The 20,543-nt window shown below is 46.8% G+C and carries 18 protein-coding genes; 5 read left to right on the top strand and 13 right to left on the bottom strand.

Annotated features, from left to right (window positions below; genetic code table 11):
* Positions 1-163: 163 nt before the first annotated feature.
* The 9 genes from QUA54_RS20525 to QUA54_RS20485 form a co-directional block, all read right to left on the bottom strand.
* Positions 164-1,951 (bottom strand): serine/threonine-protein kinase, encoded by a 1,788-nt coding sequence (locus QUA54_RS20525; protein ID WP_333416076.1) that lies wholly within the window; start codon positions 1,949-1,951, stop codon positions 164-166.
* Positions 1,952-2,011: 60 nt separating this feature from the next.
* A complete protein-coding gene (locus QUA54_RS20520; protein ID WP_333416075.1) occupies positions 2,012-2,305 on the bottom strand; it encodes a type II toxin-antitoxin system Phd/YefM family antitoxin in 294 nt (97 codons plus the stop codon).
* Positions 2,265-2,483 carry a hypothetical protein gene (locus QUA54_RS20515; protein WP_333416074.1) on the bottom strand — a complete coding sequence of 73 codons (219 nt, stop codon included), beginning with the start codon at positions 2,481-2,483 and terminating at the stop codon, positions 2,265-2,267. The genes QUA54_RS20520 and QUA54_RS20515 overlap by 41 nt, the downstream gene beginning before the upstream one ends.
* A 117-nt stretch (positions 2,484-2,600) precedes the next feature.
* Positions 2,601-3,557 (bottom strand): nucleotidyl transferase AbiEii/AbiGii toxin family protein, encoded by a 957-nt coding sequence (locus tag QUA54_RS20510; protein ID WP_333416073.1) that lies wholly within the window; start codon positions 3,555-3,557, stop codon positions 2,601-2,603.
* 181 nt (positions 3,558-3,738) lie between these two features.
* A complete protein-coding gene (locus QUA54_RS20505; RefSeq protein WP_333416072.1) occupies positions 3,739-4,380 on the bottom strand; it encodes a hypothetical protein in 642 nt (213 codons plus the stop codon).
* Between the two features lie 46 nt (positions 4,381-4,426).
* The gene (locus tag QUA54_RS20500; protein ID WP_333416071.1) at positions 4,427-4,672 is read right to left on the bottom strand and encodes a hypothetical protein; all 246 of its coding nucleotides are present in this window, start codon (positions 4,670-4,672) and stop codon (positions 4,427-4,429) included.
* A 345-nt stretch (positions 4,673-5,017) separates the two neighbouring features.
* Positions 5,018-5,545 carry a GNAT family N-acetyltransferase gene (locus tag QUA54_RS20495; protein WP_333416070.1) on the bottom strand — a complete coding sequence of 176 codons (528 nt, stop codon included), beginning with the start codon at positions 5,543-5,545 and terminating at the stop codon, positions 5,018-5,020.
* A 43-nt stretch (positions 5,546-5,588) separates the two neighbouring features.
* Positions 5,589-7,598, bottom strand: a complete 2,010-nt coding sequence (locus tag QUA54_RS20490) for a glycosyltransferase family 39 protein (protein ID WP_333416069.1) — start codon at positions 7,596-7,598, stop codon at positions 5,589-5,591.
* A gap of 271 nt (positions 7,599-7,869) precedes the next feature.
* Positions 7,870-8,448, bottom strand: coding sequence for a hypothetical protein (locus QUA54_RS20485; protein ID WP_333416068.1), 579 nt, complete (start codon positions 8,446-8,448; stop codon positions 7,870-7,872).
* A 361-nt stretch (positions 8,449-8,809) separates the two neighbouring features.
* Here QUA54_RS20485 and QUA54_RS20480 point away from each other — a divergent pair, with 361 nt between their 5' ends.
* Both QUA54_RS20480 and QUA54_RS20475 read left to right on the top strand, forming a co-directional pair.
* On the top strand, positions 8,810-9,142 hold the full coding sequence (locus QUA54_RS20480) for a DUF565 domain-containing protein (RefSeq protein ID WP_333192867.1): 333 nt from the start codon (positions 8,810-8,812) through the stop codon (positions 9,140-9,142).
* 97 nt (positions 9,143-9,239) lie between these two features.
* Entirely contained in the window at positions 9,240-10,463 is a 1,224-nt protein-coding gene (locus QUA54_RS20475) for a glycerate kinase (RefSeq protein WP_333416067.1), read from the top strand.
* Positions 10,464-10,694: 231 nt separating this feature from the next.
* On the opposite strand, the gene QUA54_RS20470 is transcribed toward QUA54_RS20475, so the two are convergent.
* Positions 10,695-11,060, bottom strand: coding sequence for a hypothetical protein (locus QUA54_RS20470; RefSeq protein WP_333416066.1), 366 nt, complete (start codon positions 11,058-11,060; stop codon positions 10,695-10,697).
* A 327-nt stretch (positions 11,061-11,387) separates the two neighbouring features.
* Between QUA54_RS20470 and QUA54_RS20465 the strand changes: the two genes are divergently transcribed.
* Positions 11,388-11,915, top strand: a complete 528-nt coding sequence (locus QUA54_RS20465; RefSeq protein WP_333192870.1) for an orange carotenoid protein N-terminal domain-containing protein — start codon at positions 11,388-11,390, stop codon at positions 11,913-11,915.
* On the opposite strand, the gene QUA54_RS20460 is transcribed toward QUA54_RS20465, so the two are convergent.
* Positions 11,912-12,049, bottom strand: coding sequence for a hypothetical protein (locus QUA54_RS20460; RefSeq protein ID WP_333416065.1), 138 nt, complete (start codon positions 12,047-12,049; stop codon positions 11,912-11,914). The two genes, QUA54_RS20465 and QUA54_RS20460, sit on opposite strands and share 4 nt — an antisense overlap.
* Positions 12,050-12,380: 331 nt before the next feature.
* Positions 12,381-14,249 carry an ATP-binding protein gene (locus tag QUA54_RS20455; RefSeq protein WP_333416064.1) on the bottom strand — a complete coding sequence of 623 codons (1,869 nt, stop codon included), beginning with the start codon at positions 14,247-14,249 and terminating at the stop codon, positions 12,381-12,383.
* Positions 14,250-14,647: 398 nt separating this feature from the next.
* On the opposite strand from QUA54_RS20455, the gene QUA54_RS20450 reads away from it, so the two are divergent.
* Together QUA54_RS20450 and QUA54_RS20445 are read left to right on the top strand one after the other, a co-directional pair.
* Positions 14,648-15,367, top strand: a complete 720-nt coding sequence (locus QUA54_RS20450) for a response regulator (RefSeq protein WP_172190274.1) — start codon at positions 14,648-14,650, stop codon at positions 15,365-15,367.
* Between the two features lie 485 nt (positions 15,368-15,852).
* Positions 15,853-17,505 carry an alpha-amylase family glycosyl hydrolase gene (locus tag QUA54_RS20445; RefSeq protein ID WP_333416063.1) on the top strand — a complete coding sequence of 551 codons (1,653 nt, stop codon included), beginning with the start codon at positions 15,853-15,855 and terminating at the stop codon, positions 17,503-17,505.
* A 331-nt stretch (positions 17,506-17,836) separates the two neighbouring features.
* On the opposite strand, the gene QUA54_RS20440 is transcribed toward QUA54_RS20445, so the two are convergent.
* Positions 17,837-20,485, bottom strand: a complete 2,649-nt coding sequence (locus QUA54_RS20440) for an EAL domain-containing protein (protein ID WP_333416062.1) — start codon at positions 20,483-20,485, stop codon at positions 17,837-17,839.
* Between the last annotated feature and the right edge of the window lie 58 nt (positions 20,486-20,543).

The raw sequence follows: 20,543 nt of genomic DNA, 5'->3' as shown, positions 1-20,543 counted from the left end.
TGTTCTTTAATCATAGACAATATTTCGTGTTGCGTCAACTAGATTTTAGATTTTGGATTTTCGATTGGGGATTAAAGAAACCGGGTTTTTTGCGGTTTTTGTCTGCTTTAACGAAGTCTTGGAGCAAAAACCCGGTTTCTGACCACCCGTGCGTAATTCCTAATTAATGCAAATTGTCGTCCCAGACGCCGATGTAAATCCGATCGCGATTGTTGCGTTCGATCGTCCCTTCGAGCGAACCCTTCCTAAACGTAAACCGATTACTCCGGCGCTGCTGCACGTCGCGCAAGCCCTGCCAAATCTCCCGGTTGGCGCCGCCCACCATGCCGTTTAACGCGGTTCGCACTACCAAATCGTCCACCGACGGGGCAAAAGAACCCTCTGTTTGCACAAGCTGGCCTGAATCGCGATCGTAAATGTAGCCGAGAGTAATTCGGTTCGGCAGCACTTCGTAAAGTGCGGTGCGAGTATTCGGCCAATAACCCCGGGCTTGAGAGTCAGTCGGTTCTCCCAATTGGGATAAAATCTGACTTTCCGGCGTACCAACCGCAAATCCAGGGATTGTGGGAGTCTTCTGATAATTGGTTCCCGGTTGTTCCGGGCTGGGTGCGGGCGATCGATCTGGCGGCAACTCTTTGTCAACAAGTTTTTCCGTTGGTGTGGGTTCGGCAGCCTCGGGAGTTGGCGCTGGAGTTGGCGCGGGCGCTGGAGTTGGCGCTGGAGTTTCAGCAGCGGGCGCTGGAGTTTCAGCAGCAGGCGCTGGAGTTTCAGCAGCGGGCGCTGGAGTTTCAGCCGCGGGCGGCGGAGTTTCTCTGGGAGTCGGGGCTGGCGTTGGTGTCGGCGCGGGAATTGGTGTGGGGTTTGAGCGCGCGTCTGGATCTGCGGGGGTCGAAGTGCGATCGTCCTGGGCCACCGGTGCGGGTTCTGAAGACGGCCGGTTGAGGAAAACCCTAGCAAAACCGATAAAACCTGCAACAATAAGTGCGATCGCCACCAACCCCAAAATCCACCAAACCTTGCGGTTGCTTTCCCCAGAAGACACCACAGCAGGCGCAGTTCTCGAAGCCGCAGGCGACTGAGGCCCGTGTCCCGGAATCACCGCCACCGTCGGCCCGGTGCTCGGCGACGCTGCACCAAGAGGCTGCCCGTGCAGCAGCGACAGCCACTCATCCACGGTAGCAGGGCGATTTTGAGCTTCTACCGTCATCCCCCGCATCACTGCTTGGCTGACAGCCGGACTTAGCTGAGGCTGCAAGTCGCGGGGTGAAGGCATCGGCTGGCTGGTACGCAAAATTGCAGCCACTGGCACCTGTGCTGTCAGTAAAGTGTAAAGCGTCGCCGCCAGACCGTAAACATCTGTTGCGGGCGTATATTTTCCTTGGGCGAAATACTGTTCTGGGGGTGCGTAGCCGTCGGACACCATATTAGTGTGACTTTGGGTTGCACCGGCAGTAAACTCGCGGGCAATGCCAAAATCGATCAGGACAACTTCTTGGGTATTTTGGCGTAGCAGAATGTTTTGCGGCTTGACATCTCGGTGCAGCAAACCCTTTTGATGAACAACTTTTAAAGCAGCGCCAATTTGAGTTATGTAGAGAATAGCGAGTTCTTCTGGCAGCGGCCGATTTGGGAACACGACATCGCCCAAATTCTGACCGGCTATGTAGTCCATCACCATGTAAGGCTGCCCGTCTTCGACAAAGAAATCGCTGACGCGGACAATATTCGGATGAACGCAGGAAGCCAACCGCCTAGCTTCGTCTTGAAACTTGCGATCGAACTCAGCAAAATTGGGTTGCTGGCGCAGAGATTCGTTGAGAGTTTTAATGACTACAGGCTGTCCTAAATAGCGGTGATTTGCCCTGAAAGTAATCCCAAAGCCGCCGCGTCCCAGTTCTTGTTCGAGGGTGTACTTTCCACCCTGTAAAGTTTTGCCGATTAGCGCATCCATATGTCCAGGCGATCGCGTACCAGATAATATCGCTGATTATGGCACGTATGGTCTGCCAAGTTACCAGTCTAAATGGCGATCGCAATCCTCGATCGACCTTGCCATTCCTTCCCGAATCGATTCCCGCATCCCTGGGACTGATAGAAGATACAGTGTCTCCTGCACAGATGCCCAGTCAGATTCAGATAATAATACTGTATTGCTAGTCTGTCCTGTGATCGCGATCTGTTCATGTGGCTGACTCATGGGAGCGATCGACTGCTGCAACTGATGTTGAGCTTCATTAAACGGAACTCGGTTGTAGTGCGTGAATTCACAATGTTTCTGGATCGAGTTCTTGGGTTTTGCCTGCATGATACTCAGCCATTGCGGTCGCTGCGAGTTTAGCAAGAGCATCTGGGGAACGGGAGAATGCTCGATCCCAGCGCCTATCGTCTTCAAGTTCTTCCAGAATCATTGAAGCGAGGACATCTTGCTCGCTGGCAGACAATGTTTTCAACTTGGCGATCGCACGTTCGAGTAACTCTGTCATGGCTACCACACTTTTACAATTAAAATGGCATCCTATCCATTATCCATTGTTTCAGGCAAGTTGAGGGTAGGTCGAACAAATGGCAGGCTAATTATCATCATTAATAACTACGAAGGTTCAATCATCAAGGTTGGCAAATGTCGGTGCTAAGGCCAGTGAAAGCCGAGCTTGCCAATCCTTTGCCTCCCCTTCAACCCCAGGATACTCTAGCTTGAAGTTGTCCCAATCTAGATATGCTGAACCCGGTGATTCTGTCCAAGGAAATCCCGCTTTCCAGGAAAATCCTGGTTTTGTAGCCTGATTCTTCCAATCTTCACTTGACTGAAGAACTTGATAAAAAATCTCAAAGGACAATGAAGTTTGCTCCGCTAAGAGTGTTGCATCATACAAATCTTTGCCTTGTGGATAAGTATCGGTTTCTAACCACAGCAATTTCCATGCCAAGGACAGTTCTTTAGAAGCTGCCCACACTAACCTATTTTCACCAATTGACGAAGGGATATAGACCTCAATTGGATCGCACAATAGTTCTTCATTAAAAACCACATCCATATGCAAATCTCCTGAAGGAAAACCGTCTGCTTTCCAAGGAAAAATAATGCGCCTACCTGATGCACGTTCATAAGTCCAAATCTCAGTTATGGAGATTTTGTCAACGTCAATAATCGCATTACCTACATGAGGACGATCTGAAACTATCTGAATTAATCCATTGAACAATTCTCTAGATAAAGGGGAATTGACGCTAATATCGTGAGGTCTAAAAACCCAGTCTATATCACCGGGTTCTCTCGCCACATCTCCTAACCATGCTTTCAGTAATAAACTACCTCGTAAGACAAGGTGATCTTTCCAGATTGAACAACTAATAATTTGCAGCAGATAATCCATCACTTGCCGACGAATATTCAGCCATTGAGTTCTAATTTCTGGAGCTTCAAATATTGGATCTCCCAGACGAAATGCTCCCCGAAGATGCTTCTGGGGAATTAGTGCCGGCTCGAAAACTGTTGGGCGTTCAATTTCCTGACCTTGTTCTGAAACAATTATGTATGTCTTCGGATCGTATTTCATTAATCCTCCTTTATATTATAGTTGATAGTTATTCATGTGAAATTGGTGAATTTTTCCCTATTATACATCCTATCCTCGAATTTTATATTCTGGTTGATAATTATCCATGTGGAATTGGTGATTTTTTCCCTCTTATTCGTGCTATCCTCGGATTTTATATTATGCTTGATAATTATCCCTGTCAAATTGGTGATTCTTTCCCTTGAATCCAACCTGCGTCAAGGTCAAGATTACTATCATAGACAACAAATTCTGCTGCGACATCGATCACTACATATTTCAAAGTAGCGATCGCTTTTAAGAGAGTTTGAAGTTGTTGTTGAGCTTCAACACGACCAACAGAGATACAACGCTGAGTGACAAATCGCTCGTGATATTGGTCACTCCGAGTCTGGAAGAGATTACGAGAGAGATGAGCAGAATGTCTTTCGGCCAGGTCAATCAGAGGCAGGATATCAGCAGAAGGTTCAAGCAACAGTTTGATATGATGCTCAAAGTAGCGATCGCCTGGATGGTTTAGTGCTTCGGCATTAGACTGCGGAACACTGTGGTTCCACTGTGGCACCTCAATTTTGATGCGTGTCACCGTGAAGCCTTCAGCATTTAGAGATTGGCTTGAATCAAATGCCGTCTTTAACTCGTTTGTCAGGCTACCTCGCCCATGCCGCGTCAACATTAGTTGAGATACAGTAACCCCACGGTCTAGAACTATATGGAGAAGTTTTAGACCATGATTAATGCCCCATTGTTCAAGGGCCTCTACTCTGTCCAAGTCCTTGAGGCAAACGGTAATGTGAGTTTCAAATTTTCCCGTGAATTCCATGAATTCTTCCTAATAGGTCGGCTCACCACAGCCGCAGTACAATGCACTATCGAAACGCATTTCTCGGAACCCTGGCGAGTTGGTAAGCGCCCCGACTGTCCAACAATTGATATTGATTTGGCTGCAATCCTAATTGCACAAATTTCTCTGGATATCCCAGCAACAAAACAGAGGGAGAAGTTGGGTTTTTAGATTCCTTAATGTAGTCGATAGCCTTTCTGACTGCTCGGTAGTAAGTCACCTGCCCTTCGGTATAAAAAACTAGACTGGGTTTCCAGAAACCAACCATCATCAACTCTTCCCCTGGCAGTTTTTGTTGAACCGCAACCTGCGCTAACTATTGCCTCTTCTGCCATTAGTTGATCTGCCTTCTTCTTCTCTAACAATTTTTCCATGCGCTGTTGCAGCAATTCACTAAATTTGAACAACTTCCACCGAGCGACTTTTTCAATGCAAATCTCATGGATTAACGAGGAGGGTTTGTAGAGAATTGAAACCATTGTAGGCTCCCAGCTTCGGGTTTTAGGTAGTGACTAGATTATAGCTTTTATTCAATGTGCCAGATTTAATGCTCCAACCGAGAACCTTCAAATTACCGCCAAAACCAGTGACTTAAACAGCCAAACGGCGTTACAGTTCAAGTCGGATGATATTCATCCCTGCTTATTTGCCATCGCCATATCTTGCCTTCTTCAGGATCGTCCACCTCTGCAATGAACTTCATTCCCACTTTTTGCAAGACGCTATTCGAGGCATTTTTTTCAGCTAAAGTGTGAGCGATGACTGCTTTAACCTCCTCGTGAGCGAAAGCATAATCGATCATTCCCTGTGCCACCTCAGTTGCGAATCCGCGATTCCAATATTCGGAAGCAATTTCATAACCTATCTCTATAGTCCCCGACTCATCAGGTGAGCCTGTGAAACCTCCGTTGCCGACCAGCAATTCATTTTTTGGATGAATAAAGAAGTAGTTGCGCCAGTCAGTTGGAGGCGGATTGGATTCGCAAGATTCGTCAGCAGGGAGGGAAAATGCTTCCGGGAAATGAGGCCAGCTATTAGGCACTACGACATTTAAAATTGCTGCAAGCTCGCTTTTATTGCGCAATAAAGCTTCTACGTGAATCCTTTCGACGGGAAGTAGTAGAAGATTGTTAGTTTTAATCATTTTTCTACCTTGTTTAACCCATTATGAAATAACACTATAGACACTATCGAAATGCTGTTCTCGGAACCCTAGCGAGTTGGTAAGCGCCCCGAATGTCCAACAATTGATATTGATTTGGCTGCAATCCTAATTGGACAAATTTCTCTGGATATCCCAACAACAAAATAGAGGGAGAAGTTGGGTTTTTAGATTCCTTAATGTAGTCGATCGCCTTTGTGACAGCTCGGTAGTAAGTCACCTGCCCTTGGGTATAAAAAACCAGACTTGGTTTCCAGAAACCAACCATAATAAACTCTTCCCCTGGCAGTTTTTGTTGAACTGCAACCTGTGCTAACTGTCTCAGAGGTAACTGGCGGTTGATATCGACCACTTTGTAGGCTGGAGTAAGACCAAAGATGATAAATGCTACTAAGCCGATAAGGTTAGCAACCAAAATCCAGCGCTGTTGTCGCTTCCAGAGTAAAAGTGCGATCGCCACCGCTGTAGTTATCCAAATCGTACCGCCGACAATCAGCAATCCCGACTGCTGAATTGCTTGGGGAAAATTCGGCATAGCCGGGTCGTCTCCCAGCCAGTTGTAGCTGTAGAAAGTTGCTCCGGCTACAATTAATAAAAATATGACATTAAAAATGTATGTAACTAACAGCCCTCGCGGTAAAGAATTCGGTTTTATTTCTAAATTTCCCCGCCTGTTTTTTGGTTCGTTGCCTGCAATAATATCGCTCCACAGCAGGGTTACCAAAATCGCAGCGGCGGGGATTAAAGGCAATACATAACTAGGCAATTTGGTCACGGCGATCGTAAAAAAGCCAAATATGCAGCCGAACCAAAATAGGGCAAATAAACTCAACTGAGCCGATCGCGGTTGACGGCGCCAGTAACTGCGCTGCCAAAAACGGGTGCGGGCGATCGCCACCGGCAAATAAATCGACCAAGGTGCAAAACCAACTAGCACTACAAAAAAGTAAAAATACCAAGGCGCCGAGTGCTTGTTAACTACTCCAGTAAAACGCTGGAAATTGTGATAGCCAAAAAAGCTGTCAATATAAGTTTGACCGTTGGCTAAAATAACCAAAATGTACCAAGGCAACGCGATCGCCAGAATAATTAAGATTCCCGACACCGGACGCATTTCGCGCCAAAGTTGCCGAAAATTTCCCAAATAAAGCCCGAAGCTGCCAACAATCAGCGCTGGCACGACAATTCCCACAGGCCCCTTAGCCAGAATTGCTAAGGCAATTAGTACGTAAAAAGCCAGATACCACTTATTGGGAAATCGGGAAGCGGAAACAGTAGAAAATTCTGCTTGTTCTCTCTGTTCTTCTAGAGTGTAACCGAGAAAAAATGCCAGCAGTGCCGAACACATACAGCCGACTAAGAGCATATCTGAAACGCCAGTCCGTCCCCAGGCAATAGTTTGGGGATTTAAAGCTATTAGGGCCGCACCAATCCAAGGAGTAGAAAAAAAGAGCGGAAGACGGCGAGTTTTGAGTTTTGAGTTGTTATTCTCTGTTTCTTCTTCCGGCTTCCATCGGACTTCTTCCTGCTTCCTGACATCCGTTACATCCGTTACAGAATCCGTTGCCGAACTTCCTTCTTCCTTCGATTTCGATAGGGTATAAAATCCGAGGCAAGTCAGACCGATCGCGCACAAAGCCGAGGGAAGACGCACGGCCCATTCGTTAACGCCCAGAGTGCGGTAAGCCACCGCCATCAGCCAGTAAATCAACGGCGGCTTGTCAAACCTGGTTTCGCCGTTGAAATAAGGAGTGATCCAATCCCCTGTCAGCGTCATTTGACGGGCGGCTTCGGCAAACAGCGGTTCGGTTTCGTCAACTAAGCCGATGTTGCCGAGATTCCACAAAAAAGCCACCGAGGCGATCGCGCACAGCCACAACAGCGACAGCAGCTTTGGTGCGATCCTCTTCGTTGGCGTAGCCCCCGTAGGGGCGGGCTTCGCTAACGGGCGATGCCTTAAATACTCTGACAAATTTTTAATAACTTCCTTCACCCAAACTTCCTGCGATTTTAGATTTAAAATTTTAACTCGCATAGAGAGTCTACCGAAAGATTCGCATTCTTGAAACTCCCAATTCCATCGAATCCGGTTAAACAGAGATGTTGCACCATTCTCAACAAGGCTTTTATGGGCGGGCTCTCCTGCCCACCCCACAAAAAAATTCACTCTTCGCTTCACAGGCATCTTGCCTGTTCTTTATAATGATGCCGCTATGTGAGTTTAACCTCCCATAGCGGCATTATTCTCAACAAGACCGGATCGACCGGCTTTCTAGACCAAAATCTCGGCACCTGCAGCTAAGGGTTCAAGGCTGCAAAATTAATTGCCATTCTCCGGCTGTGCTGTTCCAAGCGGGCGAGGCTGTCTCCCCGGCGACGTAAGGCCCCCAGTAGCGGCGAGAACCATCCTGAGCAAAAACAACCAAAATGTCTCCCTGTTTGATTTGTAGCTTGCCCTCCGGCAGCGATAGCATCAGTCCCTTGCCGCCGCCTTCCCCGGGCGCAAAATCCCAGTGCGCCGGTTTGCCGTAGGATTTCTCGGCTTGCATTTTCGACAGCAGGGCCACTCGCACAGGGTGTTCGCTGCGGTTGCTGACGCGCAGACTGCCGGTGGCTTTAGTATTTGCAGGGATTGAGGAAAGCAATTCCTCCTCTGACTCTGGGGGGGTTGGTATGGAGTCGGGTTTGGGCTTTTTGGCTGTCTCTGCCGAAGCTGTCGCGACTCGGGAAACGGGGGGTGTTGGGGGGAGTGCGGTGGCTGGGGAGGGCAAATCGCTCGGCAGATTTGAACCGTTGGAGATCGTGATTTCAAAACGTCCTAGAAACATTCCTGTAAATAGGAGGATCGACACTGCAATTACGATCTGGTAAATTTTAAGTTTCATAAATTTTAGGCTTAAAGGATAGACTGCACGCCCAATTAGTCATAACTATTTTTAATGTAGAACCAGGGGCTGCTGTACAACAAGATACAGTTACACTTAAGTAATTGACCGTTCTCGGCTATAATTCGGCGATCGCTCAATACCATTTTAGATGTTAAATCTTAGATTTTAGATTGGGACATACTGACCCCGGTAACGATTTGGATTTTGTCGGGAACGGCATTTTTTGACTCATCGGTATAACTTTTAATACCAGTTTTAAAACAAAATACTACTATAGACCCGCGATCCAAACCTCAATAGTCATTAGTCATTCCCAATCGAAAATCTCGAATCTCGAATCTCAAATTGTATAACTTTTATGCAGAATACCCGAATTAACAGATTGATTGATGTTCTGGGCGAGCGATTTCGAGGCTGGCTGAGCAATCCTTGGCGGCGGATTTCCCTCCTGCTAATCAGTCTGCTGTTCGGCACTTTTTTGGGAACAGCTATTTCGACGATCGCCGGACAATCTGCTGATTGGGATATTATCGCGGCCGGGCTGTTGGTGTTGTTGACGGAGTTGGCGAACTGGCTGGTTTACGGCGGCCCGCGGCCTGTAGCCCGTTCTTTTTGGGTGGAGATGCTCCATGCTCTGAAAATTGGCCTGACTTACAATTTATTTGTGGAGGCTTTCAAACTAGGCTCTTAAAAACTTTTTGAATCGGCGCGGGTTTAGGATTAAATATTTGTCAGTTGCGGATAGTATTTGTACAAAACCAGCCCCCGCTAGCGAGAGTTTTGAGCTGATGAATCGATCGACTGTAACCCCTGTTGACATTTTACACCGGTGGCAAGCGGGCGTTAGCGAAGCCCGCCCCTACGGGGGCTACGCCAACGAAGAGGATCGCCCGTTAGCGAAAGCGTTGCGATCCGAAGGAAAGCCCGCGAAGAGGATCGCTCGCGACTTCGAGATCCTGGTAAGTTGGGAACTTGCGGATGATGTGCGATCGCGCGCTTTTGGCATTACTCCCGACAATGCAGCCGATGTTGTCCGCTGCAAAACCGATTTATTCTTTTCTCTTCTGGACGAACTGCATACTTTGCCGCTGAAATCAACTGTTTTTCTCGAAACTTTGTGGAATCTTTGGCTGCCGCTGGCAATGCAATTATCGACTGACAAACAAAGTTTAAACCGTCCTTTAATTCAAGGAATTTTAGGAGGGCAAGGAACGGGAAAAACTACTTTATGCCAAGTTTTGAAGCTAATTCTGGGAAAATTGGGATATTCTACTGTCAGCCTTTCTTTAGACGATCTTTACAAGACTTATGCCGATCGCCAAAAACTCCAAAAAGCCGACCCGCGTTTAATTTGGCGCGGCCCCCCCGGCACTCACGATATTGACTTGGGAATCGCAGTTTTAGACAAGTTGCGCCGTTCTCAAACTCGCGAATTAGCAGCAGTTGACAGTCCCAAATCTTATGCCCTAAAACCGGATATAATTAAAAATATAGAAATTCCCAGGTTTGACAAATCTGCCTGCGGAGGTGCAGGAGATAGAAGTCAACCGGAAATTATTTCCGGTGCGGATATTGTGCTTTTTGAAGGTTGGTTTGTCGGCATAAATCCGGTGGTTGATGCCAAATTGAACGAGTTTTTGGCGAGTGCACCGTTTCCGATTTCCACAGAGGGCGACTGTCAGTTTGCGCGCGATATGAATGCGAAGCTGCACGACTATTTGCCGCTGTGGAACCGATTAGATCGTTTGATGGTTTTGTATCCCCAAGATTATCGCATTTCTCAAGTGTGGCGCAATCAGGCGGAACAGGAAATGATGGCGGCGGGGAAGTCGGGAATGTCAGAGGCCGAAATTCATCGGTTTGTCGAATATTTCTGGAAAGCGCTGCATCCCGAGTTATTTATTAAGTCGATGGTTGAGGAGGGCGATCGGGTGGATTTAGTAATTGAAGTTTTGAGCGATCGCACTGTCGGCAAAATTAGTCGGGCGATCGATTTAAAAGTAAGCGATTAGGGAGACTTAAAATTAACGCTTTAAGCACACAACAATGTTTTGTCCCTACCCTATTGCAGCTTTAAAGGACACAACATTGTTGTGTCCCTACTGTATTGCAGCTTATCGTGCATTCAATTGAGAATTCAAGACTTATGAAAAAGTGGTTTGACGCGCGAATTATAGGGTTAAGGCGCGCCACCAGCACTCTACAATACAGAGGTTTTGGATTGAGGATGGAGAATTTCTAAATTAACTGCCGGGAGTACCAAGATCGATCGCTTTCTCGATCAAATCGTCGGTAACATCGCCCGGTACACCTTCGGGATTAACTTCCTGAGCCATCGAACGAAAATCAGCGGGATTGCTGCTGGAATCAGCCGGCTTTGCGACCTCTTTAGGAGCGGGAACAGCAAATTTAGGTGCAGTTGCAGCGGCGGCAGCTTCGGCGCCGGCACCCGTGCGATCGATTTCACTAACGCTAAATTCTTTTGAAGCTTCGTAGTCTGCTGATACATTAACGGTCGGCAACTTTTGTTCTCCAGCTTCCGCGCTTTCAGCGATCTGAGCAGCGTCAAAGCTTTCTGTGTTATTTGGTTCTGTATTGATTTCAGACATAGCCGACTCCTTGGTAGTTTTATTTAACAATTCACTTTATCTATCTTTACTTAAATCCAATGCTTTTTCATCTACCCGCAGATGTATCGTTGGCTTGTATCTTAAGGATGATTTATTATAGGATAGCGGCTCAACATTACATCAGTTTCCGAAAGAAATGCGAGTTTATGCAAGCTCCAAACCCATACATACTAAGCTATTCCACATTGTTTAATCTCAAATCTCAAATCTCAAATCTCAAATCGTATTACCTCTCGGGGATGGTGACTTGCACTTACAAATCTTGATATTTATATATTCTGGAAGCACTTTTAAGGAATTTGATTTATGAACTCACCCGCCGCGACCAATCCTCACTCTCTTTCCAACGACACTCAAAACATCCTTCAGACCATCAACGGGTTGGGTACAGATGAAAAACTGGCGCTGCTCTACTTTGTTTATGAAAAAATGGGAGATTCAATTACACCAGCCGCTCCCGCCGCCGCTGAACCTGAATTAGCTCCCGTGCTGCTTGATGATTTTTACAAGCTTTCTCATGACGAACAACTGAATATAATGAGAGGTATTGTCAACCGCGACAACACGCCGTATTCTCACGCTTACGGAGCTTTAACTGCTAACAATCAGTTGGTGGTTTGGTATGCTTGGGCTATTGGTATGGGGGAAAAAATTGTAGATATCCCCGAAGGATATGAGGCAACTGAGGCTGTCAATGGCGTGTTGGGTCAAATTGAAGGTCTTGAGTTTGAACAGCAAATTTCGGTGCTGCGCGACGTAGCTAATAATATGGGCTACACCGATGTTAAACCAATTGATACTCAGGCAGAAGTAGGGAAAACTTCTAGTCTTTAGATCGAACTTGGCGGTTCAAACCGCTGCATAGAGTCAAACGCAGCCTGCGGCTCGACTGAGCTTCGCCGATCGTCCTCCGCAGACTGAAGAATAAAGGAGGGATTAAAACCAGATTTTCTATAATTAGCGGGCATAAATAAACCTCATTATGTCCGCAGGTATGTATACTAAATCCGGTTTTAATACTTGCTTTTTTTATTGGCACGGCTGTAGTATGTCATTGCCCGCTATCGCGATTGCTTGGCGATCGCTCGCAGCAAATACATCACTCTTGATGTCACCAATCTGCTGTAAATATAGTACCAGTTTAAAAAACTCTTGCTACAATCATCAATCTTATACCAATTATTGAAAATCGCAGAACCCCGCGCTCGGCTTAAGGCTTGCCGTTTCCCTACAGCGGCTCCCGTAGAAGAATCTATATATAGCCCTATTTTTGAGAATTAGTATAAAAAATGTTTGCAGTCAGGACTGGAGTTTTTTAGGGTTAGTAGTTCGCGGAAATTCTATCCGAAATGTCGAACCTTTTTTGGGTTGGCTTTCGACAGTAATTGTGCCGTTCATCATTTTGACTAAAGAGGCACTAATGGCTAGTCCTAAACCGGTGCCTGGATATTGGCGGGTTGTGCTTTGGTCGGCTTGATGGAATTTGTCGAAAATTTCGGGCAGTTCGGTTTCACCGATGCCGATTCCTGTATCCCGAACGGTGATACTTAGCCGATCGCCATTTAATTCCCGCGCCTCAATCCAAATACTGCCCCGATGCGTGAATTTAACCGCGTTAGAAATGAGATTGACCAAAACTTGTCGCAGGCGCCACTTGTCATTAACTATAAGCTGATTCTGCAAGCACACGCTGACAAACATTGCCACATTTTTGTCCGTGGCTTGATTTCCAAATTCCAGGGCGACATTCATTACTAAATGCGCTAAATCAAATTCTTCAGTTTCTAATTCTGTGCTGCCGCTCTCGATTTTGGAGAGGTCGAGGATATCTTTAATCAGCACTAGCAGGTTTTGGCCGTTATCTAAAATGCGCCCCACCATCTCTGTTTGCTTGGGGGTCAGCAATTGTTTGTGCTGGCGCAGCAGCAATTGGGAAAAGCCGATAATCCCATTCATGGGAGTTAGCAATTCGTGGGACACGGTGCCCAAAAATTGCGATTTTAACTTGGCTGCTTCTAGCAGTTGCAATTTTTGCTGTTGAATGAGCCTACCCTGATGTTCCAGTTCTTCCTGCTGGCGAATTAGCAGCTCGTTTTGCAACTCTAAAAGCTGTTCCTGCTTTTTTAATTTTTCGATCGCCCGCGCGCTGTTAATTGCCATAGCAGCTTGTTTTCCCATAACCGCCAGCAGTTGCTGAGTTTCCCTGTCAATCGCCGTGCTGTCTTTCCCGTTGCCTATCGCCAACACGCCCAAACGCCCCGTTTCCCCCGACTCGATCGCCGCTGCACAGGCCGCCGCCGGCAGCCAGCCGTCGCACTCCGATCGCCACAGTAGAGACTCTCCCGTGGCAAATGCTTTCCACAGCAGCTTGTTTTGCACGTGCGGAATTTTGCCCGCACGTGCAAAGTTTTCCACGCCCCCGACAGCCCTGAGTTTCAGGCCGTTGGAATCGTTCTCCGGGAGGGCAACTAGGCAAAATTCAGCTCCGGCGATCGCCTCTAAAGTTGCGTCCGCGATCGCTTGCAACAACTGGCACAAGTTACCCGCGCGCTGGCTCAACAGACTTGTAAATCTCTCGATCGCCCGCAAATCCTGCCCAGCGTCCATTAGCGTCTGGGCTTGGTACAAATTTTCTGCTCTGAAGTTAGCTTCCGAGCGCGCTTGATGGCGCCAAAATTCTGGTTCTGCTTGCGGCTCGGCTTGAGTTTGTTCGATCGCTTCCATATCTCTGTAGGTTCCCACCCACTCCACAAATTCCTGATTGTCTGGGTTAGCGGGCGCTCCTCTGGCCAGGTTCCAGCGGTAAGTGCCCTCTCGCGTTTGCAGGCGAAATAGAATTTCGTAACTTTCCGGCGGGAACTCAGAAGTGCGCGCTTGCGCCAACAGACGAGCGCGGTCTTCAGGGTGAACGCGCGCCAAATAGCCAAAACCCAAAGCTACTGCTGCTGGTACCCCCGTGTACTCCTCCCAGCGCTGACCTAAATAAGTCGCCCAGCCGTTGGCATTTGCTTTCCAAACAATGTCAGGAATTGCCTGTAACAGGCGATGGTCCTGAGTTTCGCTGTCGCCAACTTGCTGTAAAGGAGAGATTATATCAGATACTTCCTGTAATATTTCCGCGCCGGAAAACTCCGAGCGAAAAAAGTTATTGCCGTGAGAGTGACTCATAAGAGGTTTTATCAATAAGCATTGAACTTGAGCCCTAACAACGGCTAAAGACTCATGCTGCTAGCTTTATTGATTTTGACGACCAAAGTGCATCAAAATTTTTTATACTTTAAATCTATCTGGGTAGTGGTATCTTTACCTCTATCAAGGGGCGGACAATGGCATTATTCAGTTAAACTATAAAAACATTGAGAGCTTACCTGTCCCGATCGGACTCGTGCAGGCGATCGCCGCAAAATAACTTGAAACTTAACTTGCTTTCTTGGCGGCTGGATGAGTATGCTTAAAAATGATGTGCGGCCTGTCAAACCCTAAATCCGGACACCTTCTCAAATTTGCTCAGTTAGGCTGAGTCAATTGACGATATTTTTAAAGTTTAGCGGACTATTGGAAAAAAGATGAGTAAAATTCGCGTTGCTTTGATAGAAGACCACGACCTGACAAGAGTCGGCATCCGCACAGCTTTACAACAGCGTGACACGATAGAAGTTGTCGGGGATGCCGCTAACGCTACTGAGGGATTGAAACTGCTTCAGTCTTCAAAACCTGACGTGGCAATTGTAGACATTGGCTTGCCGGATTTTGACGGTATTGAATTGACACAAAAGTTTAAAAAATCGGTAGCCGAGTCCGATCCGGATACCAAAATTTTGATTCTGACTTTTCAGGACAATGAAGAAGAAGTTCTGGCAGCTTTTGCCGCCGGAGCTGACTCTTACTGCATGAAAGATATCAGCTTCGATCAGTTGTTGGATGTAGTAAAAGTCACTCACGAAGGTAACTCTTGGATCGATCCGGCGATCGCCCGCATCGTCCTGAAACAAGCTCGCACTAAGGAGTCAGCGCCGGAAGAACCGAAGGCTGAGGGCAAAAGAGTCACAATTAAGGCTGCCGAACCCGAGTTCAGTCACATTATTGAGACTTACCCTTTAACCGAGCGGGAATTAGAGGTTTTGGAACTGATCGTGCAGGGTTACAGCAATGCTGCAATCGCCGAAAAACTTTACATTACTGTCGGTACAGTGAAGACTCACGTCCGCAATATTCTGAACAAGCTGTGCGCTGATGACCGCACTCAAGCAGCCGTTCTCGCCCTGCGTTCTGGCTTGGTTGGATGAAGCCTTATCATCAGGCAAAATCAAGTTAAAAGTAGGGTGCGCAGTGCGCACCTTACTGGCGAAAATGTAGGAGGCGCACGCAGCACAGGCTGACTAATTGTTACCGAAAAAGTAAAATGCGCCCGGAGTACCGATCGGCGAATTGCTTCCTGTTAAAAAACGCTATCATTTCAAATTGCATCTATCCCAGTGCAGATATTTTAAATAATATTTGTATTAAGTAAATATACCTTAAGATAGATGCAAAATAATTGTCAGTTTAGTATTAGTTATTATCGAGTAATAACAAGTTAGATACATTCCGATCGCACTGCCGATATTGCGCAATTTCACTTCATAAAATGCAGCGGCAGAGGCAAGATTACCATACTTTTAGGAATAGTTAAGCCTTAAAGAAATTATATCCGCAGAGCGATGCAGAGTTCGCTTAAATTTGAAAAATTAAAAGTATCAACTGCTACTGAAATATTTTAGAAAGAGGTATTATGGCCGCTCCAATTGAATTCAAGTTATTTGCTCCTTACAACAAAGGAGCTACCTTGATTGGCTCTTTTTCTAATTGGGAAGAGATCCCGATGGAAAAGGACGAAGAAGGTTATTTTCGCACGCGAGTTGAGTTGGAGGATGGCGTTTATCAATACAAATTCCGCGTTCAGTCCAAAAGCTGGTTTCTAGAAGCCGATCAGTGGGTAGATGTGGTCGATCCCTACGCGACTGACATCGACGATCCCACTCAAAACGGCCTGGTTCGGATCAAAGACGGCGATCGCATTGTCGATACCTACGTCTGGAAACACGACGACAAACCGCTGCCGGCCGATCGGGAATTAGTGATTTACGAAATGCACGTTGCCGACTTTTCCGGCGGTGAAGCCGATCCCCTGGCCCGCGGCCAGTACAAGCACGTCGTCGAAAAACTCGATTACCTAGTCGAACTCGGCATCAACGCGATCGAACTCATGCCCCTCAAAGAATACCCGGGCGACTACAGTTGGGGCTACAACCCCCGCTACTTCTTCGCTGCCGAGTCCAGCTACGGAACCACAGAAGAGCTCAAAAACCTGATAGACGAGTGTCACGGGCGCGGGATTCGCGTCATCATGGACGGGATTTACAACCACTCGGAAGCGTCGAGCCCCCTCACTCAAATCGATCACGATTATTGGTACCACCACGAACCCCGCGATCCAGACAACAATTGGGGCCCGGAATTTAACTACGAATTCTACGACGAAAACTTAGGAACTTTCCCGGCACGCAGATTTGCTGGCGATACAGTCCGCTTCTGGATTCAAGAATATCATCTCGACGGCATTCGTTTCGACGCCGCGCGACAAATTGCCAACTACGATTTCATGCACTGGGTCGTTCAAGAAGCCAAAAATGCCGCCGGCCCCAAACCGTTTTACACCGTTGCCGAATACATTCCCGACGAGCCCAGCATCACGAATCTAGACGGGCCGATGGACGGCTGCTGGCACGACAGTTTCTATCACTCCATAATTCCACAACTCTGCGGCGACAATTTTGATTTAGAACGCCTCAAAGAGGTAATCGACTGCAAGCGGCAAGGTTACTTGGGTGCTACGAATGTAGTGAATTATCTGAGCAATCACGACCACGATCGCGTTTTTGCCGAATTGGGCGATCGCGGGATTTTGGATGAAGCAGCATTCAAGCGGGCGAAGTTGGGAACCGTGGTGTTAATGACAGCAGTTGGCGTGCCGCTGATTTGGATGGGCGAAGAATTTGGCGAATACAAAGCCAAAACAATCGAGCAATCTAAAATTGACTGGACGCTGCTAGGAAATGACATGAATAAAGGTTTGTGGGAATACTACAAAGGCTTGATTCACCTGCGCAAAAATAACCAAGCACTTTACACAGAAAACATCGAGTTTTTCCACGAAGACCCCGACTCGAAAGTTTTTGCTTACGCTCGCTGGAACGATGAAGGTTCGAGAGTTGTAGTAGTGGTGAATTGGTCGGAAAATTATCTAGCTGGTTACAGCGTTCCCCACTTCCCGGAAAACGGAACTTGGCACGAATGGACGGGGAATTATGATATTGAATCGGGCGATAACAATCTTATGATCGACTTGCCGGAATACGAAGCAAAAGTGTTTGTTTGGCAGTAAGCTTTCAGGCGTCGAAAGCACTGATTTGCCTTTCAAAAATATGATGACTAAAGTCCTAACTACCAACCTTCAAAAAACTGTTTGTAGTAAGGACTTGAGTTTTTTATTATTACCCTCAAACTCCCAGAAAGGATGCGATCACTACAAACTTATAAGGGTTATTTGACAGCTTTTTATCTATAGCAACCGCCAAGACGGTCAGGACATTTTTAATCGCTGAAACCATTGCTATTACTGCTTCTTCCTTCTTCCTTCTTCCTTCTTCCTTCTTCCTTCTTCCTTCTTCCTTCTTCCTTCTTCCTTCTTCCTTCTTCCTTCCGCTTCCTGATTGTTAATTTAAACTACTTATTGTCCCAGCAGGTTGATTTTCTCGGCACAATTGGGTTATGGCCTCCGCCGGTATTGGTTTGCTAAAGAAGTAACCCTGACCCATATTGCACTGATGCGACTGCAAAAAAGCCAACTGTTCTGCTGTTTCTACTCCCTCAGCAATCACCTGTAAATTCAGGCCCTGTCCCAAGGCGATCGCCAGTTTCACAATAGTAGCACCGCTGCTGCCGTTCACCAAATCAGCCACGAAGGATTTGTCTATTTTTAAATTATTGAGCGGAAAGTTTTTCAGAGACCACAGCGAAGAATAACCGGTGCCAAAATCGTCCAGAGAAATTTGAATTCCCATTTCCTGCAACTGCTGCAATACCGACACCGTTACATTCACATCTGTCATGGCAACGCTTTCGGTAATTTCTATTTCTAAATACTGATGATTTAACTTGGTTTCTGATAAAATTTCAGCAATAGTTTTTACCGTGTTAGATTGCAGAAACTGCCGGCCTGATAAATTCACAGCTATCCGCATCGGTGGCAATCCCAGTAACTGCCACGCTCGATTTTGCAAGCAAGCAGTCCGCATCACCCATTCGTCAATTTGGCAGATTAATCCTGTTTCCTCAGCTAAGGGAATAAATCGATCGGGAGAAATCAAGCCGCGTTCGGGATGCTGCCAGCGAATCAGAGCTTCCATGCCGACTATTTGGCGAGTATTTAAGTTTATTTGCGGTTGATAGTGGAGCACAAACTCGGATTTTTTCAGAGCTTTGTAAAGATGATTTTCTAAGTTAAGATCCTCGGAGACTTTACTGCCGATCGCCCGCGTGTAAAACTGATAATTATTCCGACCTTTCTGTTTAGCTTTGTACATCGCAGCATCAGCATTTTTCAGCAACGTTTCTGCATCTTCTCCGTCGTAAGGAGCCAAAGCAATTCCCAAGCTAGCCTTAGTATAAAGTTCTAGACCCTCAAAATCAAAAGGACTGCTTAAACTCTGGATAATTAGCTGGCAAATCTTAGTTGCTTCCTCACGGCTGTTGAGATTGTACAGCAGCACGGTAAATTCATCCCCGCCCCAACGGGCAATAGAATCTCCCGCGCGCAAACAGTTACTCAAACGCCGAGATACACTTTGCAGCAACAAATCGCCCACTGGGTGTCCGAGAGTATCGTTAACATTTTTAAATCTATCCAAATCTAGAAAGATCACCCCCAGCATTTCGGCGTTTTGGTGAGCGCTAGCTAAAGCTAAAGACAGCCTTTCATTAAACAGCAATCTATTAGGTAAACCGGTTAATGAGTCGTGAGAAGCTTGATGTCGGATCATCGCCTCGACGCGCCTCTGCATTGCAGCCATGTACAGGTGAGTTCCTAAAGCTTTTGCTAGCTTCTGTTCCTCGCTGCTCCACGGTTGAGTTTCGCCGGTTTTGATTTCTTTCCAAGCTGCAAAGGACTGTCGGGGACGATCGCTCCGGGCGTCGGAACTGCAACGGCCCGCCCACATAATTTCGGTTTCTATAGCGCTGCGAAAAATGGTGAGACAGCCGATGCACTGTTGGCCGTATTGCAGCGGTACTGCCAAAAACGATCGAATGGAAGCTTCGATAAAATTAGCAGATAAAGATTTGATTTGAGGTTCTTTAGAAATATCGGAAATCGCGTACAAGTGGGGTACGATTAAACTAGAAATATTTTTGTCAATTGAACTGTAATGCTGGGAATATATATTTTGAAAATAACCTAATTGGCTGGTATCAGGAATTTTTGCTCGATCGTCTTGGTTGGGAAACCCCATGATCTGCTGCCAAAACGGGCTGAGTTCAAGGTCGATGTCCCGGGGCTGCTGACCGCAGGTATAAAGTAAAGCCGGCCGATCGCCAAACTCGGCTGCAATGTACAGTCGCCCTCCCGAACCATCCAAATGGCTGACAGTTTGTTCGAGAACTGTTTGCCGAATTTCGGTTAGTTCTAGAGGAGAGTGCAGCAAACTGGTAATTTGGTTGACAACGGCTTCGTCGCGCGCTTGCTGTCGAGCTTGACTGAGCAGAAAGGATTGGGCGATCGCAATTGAAAGTTGATCCACAAGCAACTGCACCATTTTCAATTCTCGATCGCTAAACCGTTTCGGTTGGCTGTGGTGAGAAACCAACAGCCCCCAAAGCTGATTTTGATGCAAAATCGGCACCGTCAGAGAAGAACGTGCCCCCATAGCCTTCAGATATTCAGCGTGACAGGGGTCTACAGGACGATAGCTAATATCTTCAACTGCTAAAGTTTTGCCGGTTTCAAGAGAATCTAAACGATTAATTATTTGATGCTTCAATTCCACATCTACAATCACTCGCTGCCGCGCTTTGAGAAACATTTCCCGGGCACTATTGGGAATGTCGCCTGGTGGAAAGCGCAAACCCAGCAGAGATGACAAGCTGTCGCCGTTGATGGACTCAGCAATGACCTCACCGCTACCGTCGGACTCAAAGCGATAAATTTTTACCCGATCGCTCGCTAAAAAGCTGCGGATTTCTCGGGTGGTTGTCATCAAAATCTCTTGCAGTTCTAAAGAATTGCGGATGCGATTGGTAATTCGATTCAGTAAAATCTCTTGTTCTAAAGCCGATTGCAACATTTGTCTAACTTTTGTGCGGGGCATCTGTTTTGAGCTCCTGGGCTGTTGACAGCATCTTTGCGAGCCACAGTCTTCACTCGCC

The sequence above is a fragment of the Microcoleus sp. MOSTC5 genome (genome assembly GCF_036701825.1).
GTDB lineage: Bacteria > Cyanobacteriota > Cyanobacteriia > Cyanobacteriales > Microcoleaceae > Microcoleus > Microcoleus asticus.
This window is presented reverse-complemented; position numbering and strand designations above follow the sequence as displayed.

Coding starts and splice junctions, on each gene's coding strand:
- QUA54_RS20525 (WP_333416076.1), bottom strand. CDS start 1,951: ATGGATGCGCTAATCGGCAAAACTTTACAGGGTGGAAAGTACACCCTC.
- QUA54_RS20520 (WP_333416075.1), bottom strand. CDS start 2,305: ATGCAGGCAAAACCCAAGAACTCGATCCAGAAACATTGTGAATTCACG.
- QUA54_RS20515 (WP_333416074.1), bottom strand. CDS start 2,483: ATGACAGAGTTACTCGAACGTGCGATCGCCAAGTTGAAAACATTGTCT.
- QUA54_RS20510 (WP_333416073.1), bottom strand. CDS start 3,557: ATGAAATACGATCCGAAGACATACATAATTGTTTCAGAACAAGGTCAG.
- QUA54_RS20505 (WP_333416072.1), bottom strand. CDS start 4,380: ATGGAATTCACGGGAAAATTTGAAACTCACATTACCGTTTGCCTCAAG.
- QUA54_RS20500 (WP_333416071.1), bottom strand. CDS start 4,672: ATGATGGTTGGTTTCTGGAAACCCAGTCTAGTTTTTTATACCGAAGGG.
- QUA54_RS20495 (WP_333416070.1), bottom strand. CDS start 5,545: ATGATTAAAACTAACAATCTTCTACTACTTCCCGTCGAAAGGATTCAC.
- QUA54_RS20490 (WP_333416069.1), bottom strand. CDS start 7,598: ATGCGAGTTAAAATTTTAAATCTAAAATCGCAGGAAGTTTGGGTGAAG.
- QUA54_RS20485 (WP_333416068.1), bottom strand. CDS start 8,448: ATGAAACTTAAAATTTACCAGATCGTAATTGCAGTGTCGATCCTCCTA.
- QUA54_RS20480 (WP_333192867.1), top strand. CDS start 8,810: ATGCAGAATACCCGAATTAACAGATTGATTGATGTTCTGGGCGAGCGA.
- QUA54_RS20475 (WP_333416067.1), top strand. CDS start 9,240: ATGAATCGATCGACTGTAACCCCTGTTGACATTTTACACCGGTGGCAA.
- QUA54_RS20470 (WP_333416066.1), bottom strand. CDS start 11,060: ATGTCTGAAATCAATACAGAACCAAATAACACAGAAAGCTTTGACGCT.
- QUA54_RS20465 (WP_333192870.1), top strand. CDS start 11,388: ATGAACTCACCCGCCGCGACCAATCCTCACTCTCTTTCCAACGACACT.
- QUA54_RS20460 (WP_333416065.1), bottom strand. CDS start 12,049: ATGCCCGCTAATTATAGAAAATCTGGTTTTAATCCCTCCTTTATTCTT.
- QUA54_RS20455 (WP_333416064.1), bottom strand. CDS start 14,249: ATGAGTCACTCTCACGGCAATAACTTTTTTCGCTCGGAGTTTTCCGGC.
- QUA54_RS20450 (WP_172190274.1), top strand. CDS start 14,648: ATGAGTAAAATTCGCGTTGCTTTGATAGAAGACCACGACCTGACAAGA.
- QUA54_RS20445 (WP_333416063.1), top strand. CDS start 15,853: ATGGCCGCTCCAATTGAATTCAAGTTATTTGCTCCTTACAACAAAGGA.
- QUA54_RS20440 (WP_333416062.1), bottom strand. CDS start 20,485: ATGCCCCGCACAAAAGTTAGACAAATGTTGCAATCGGCTTTAGAACAA.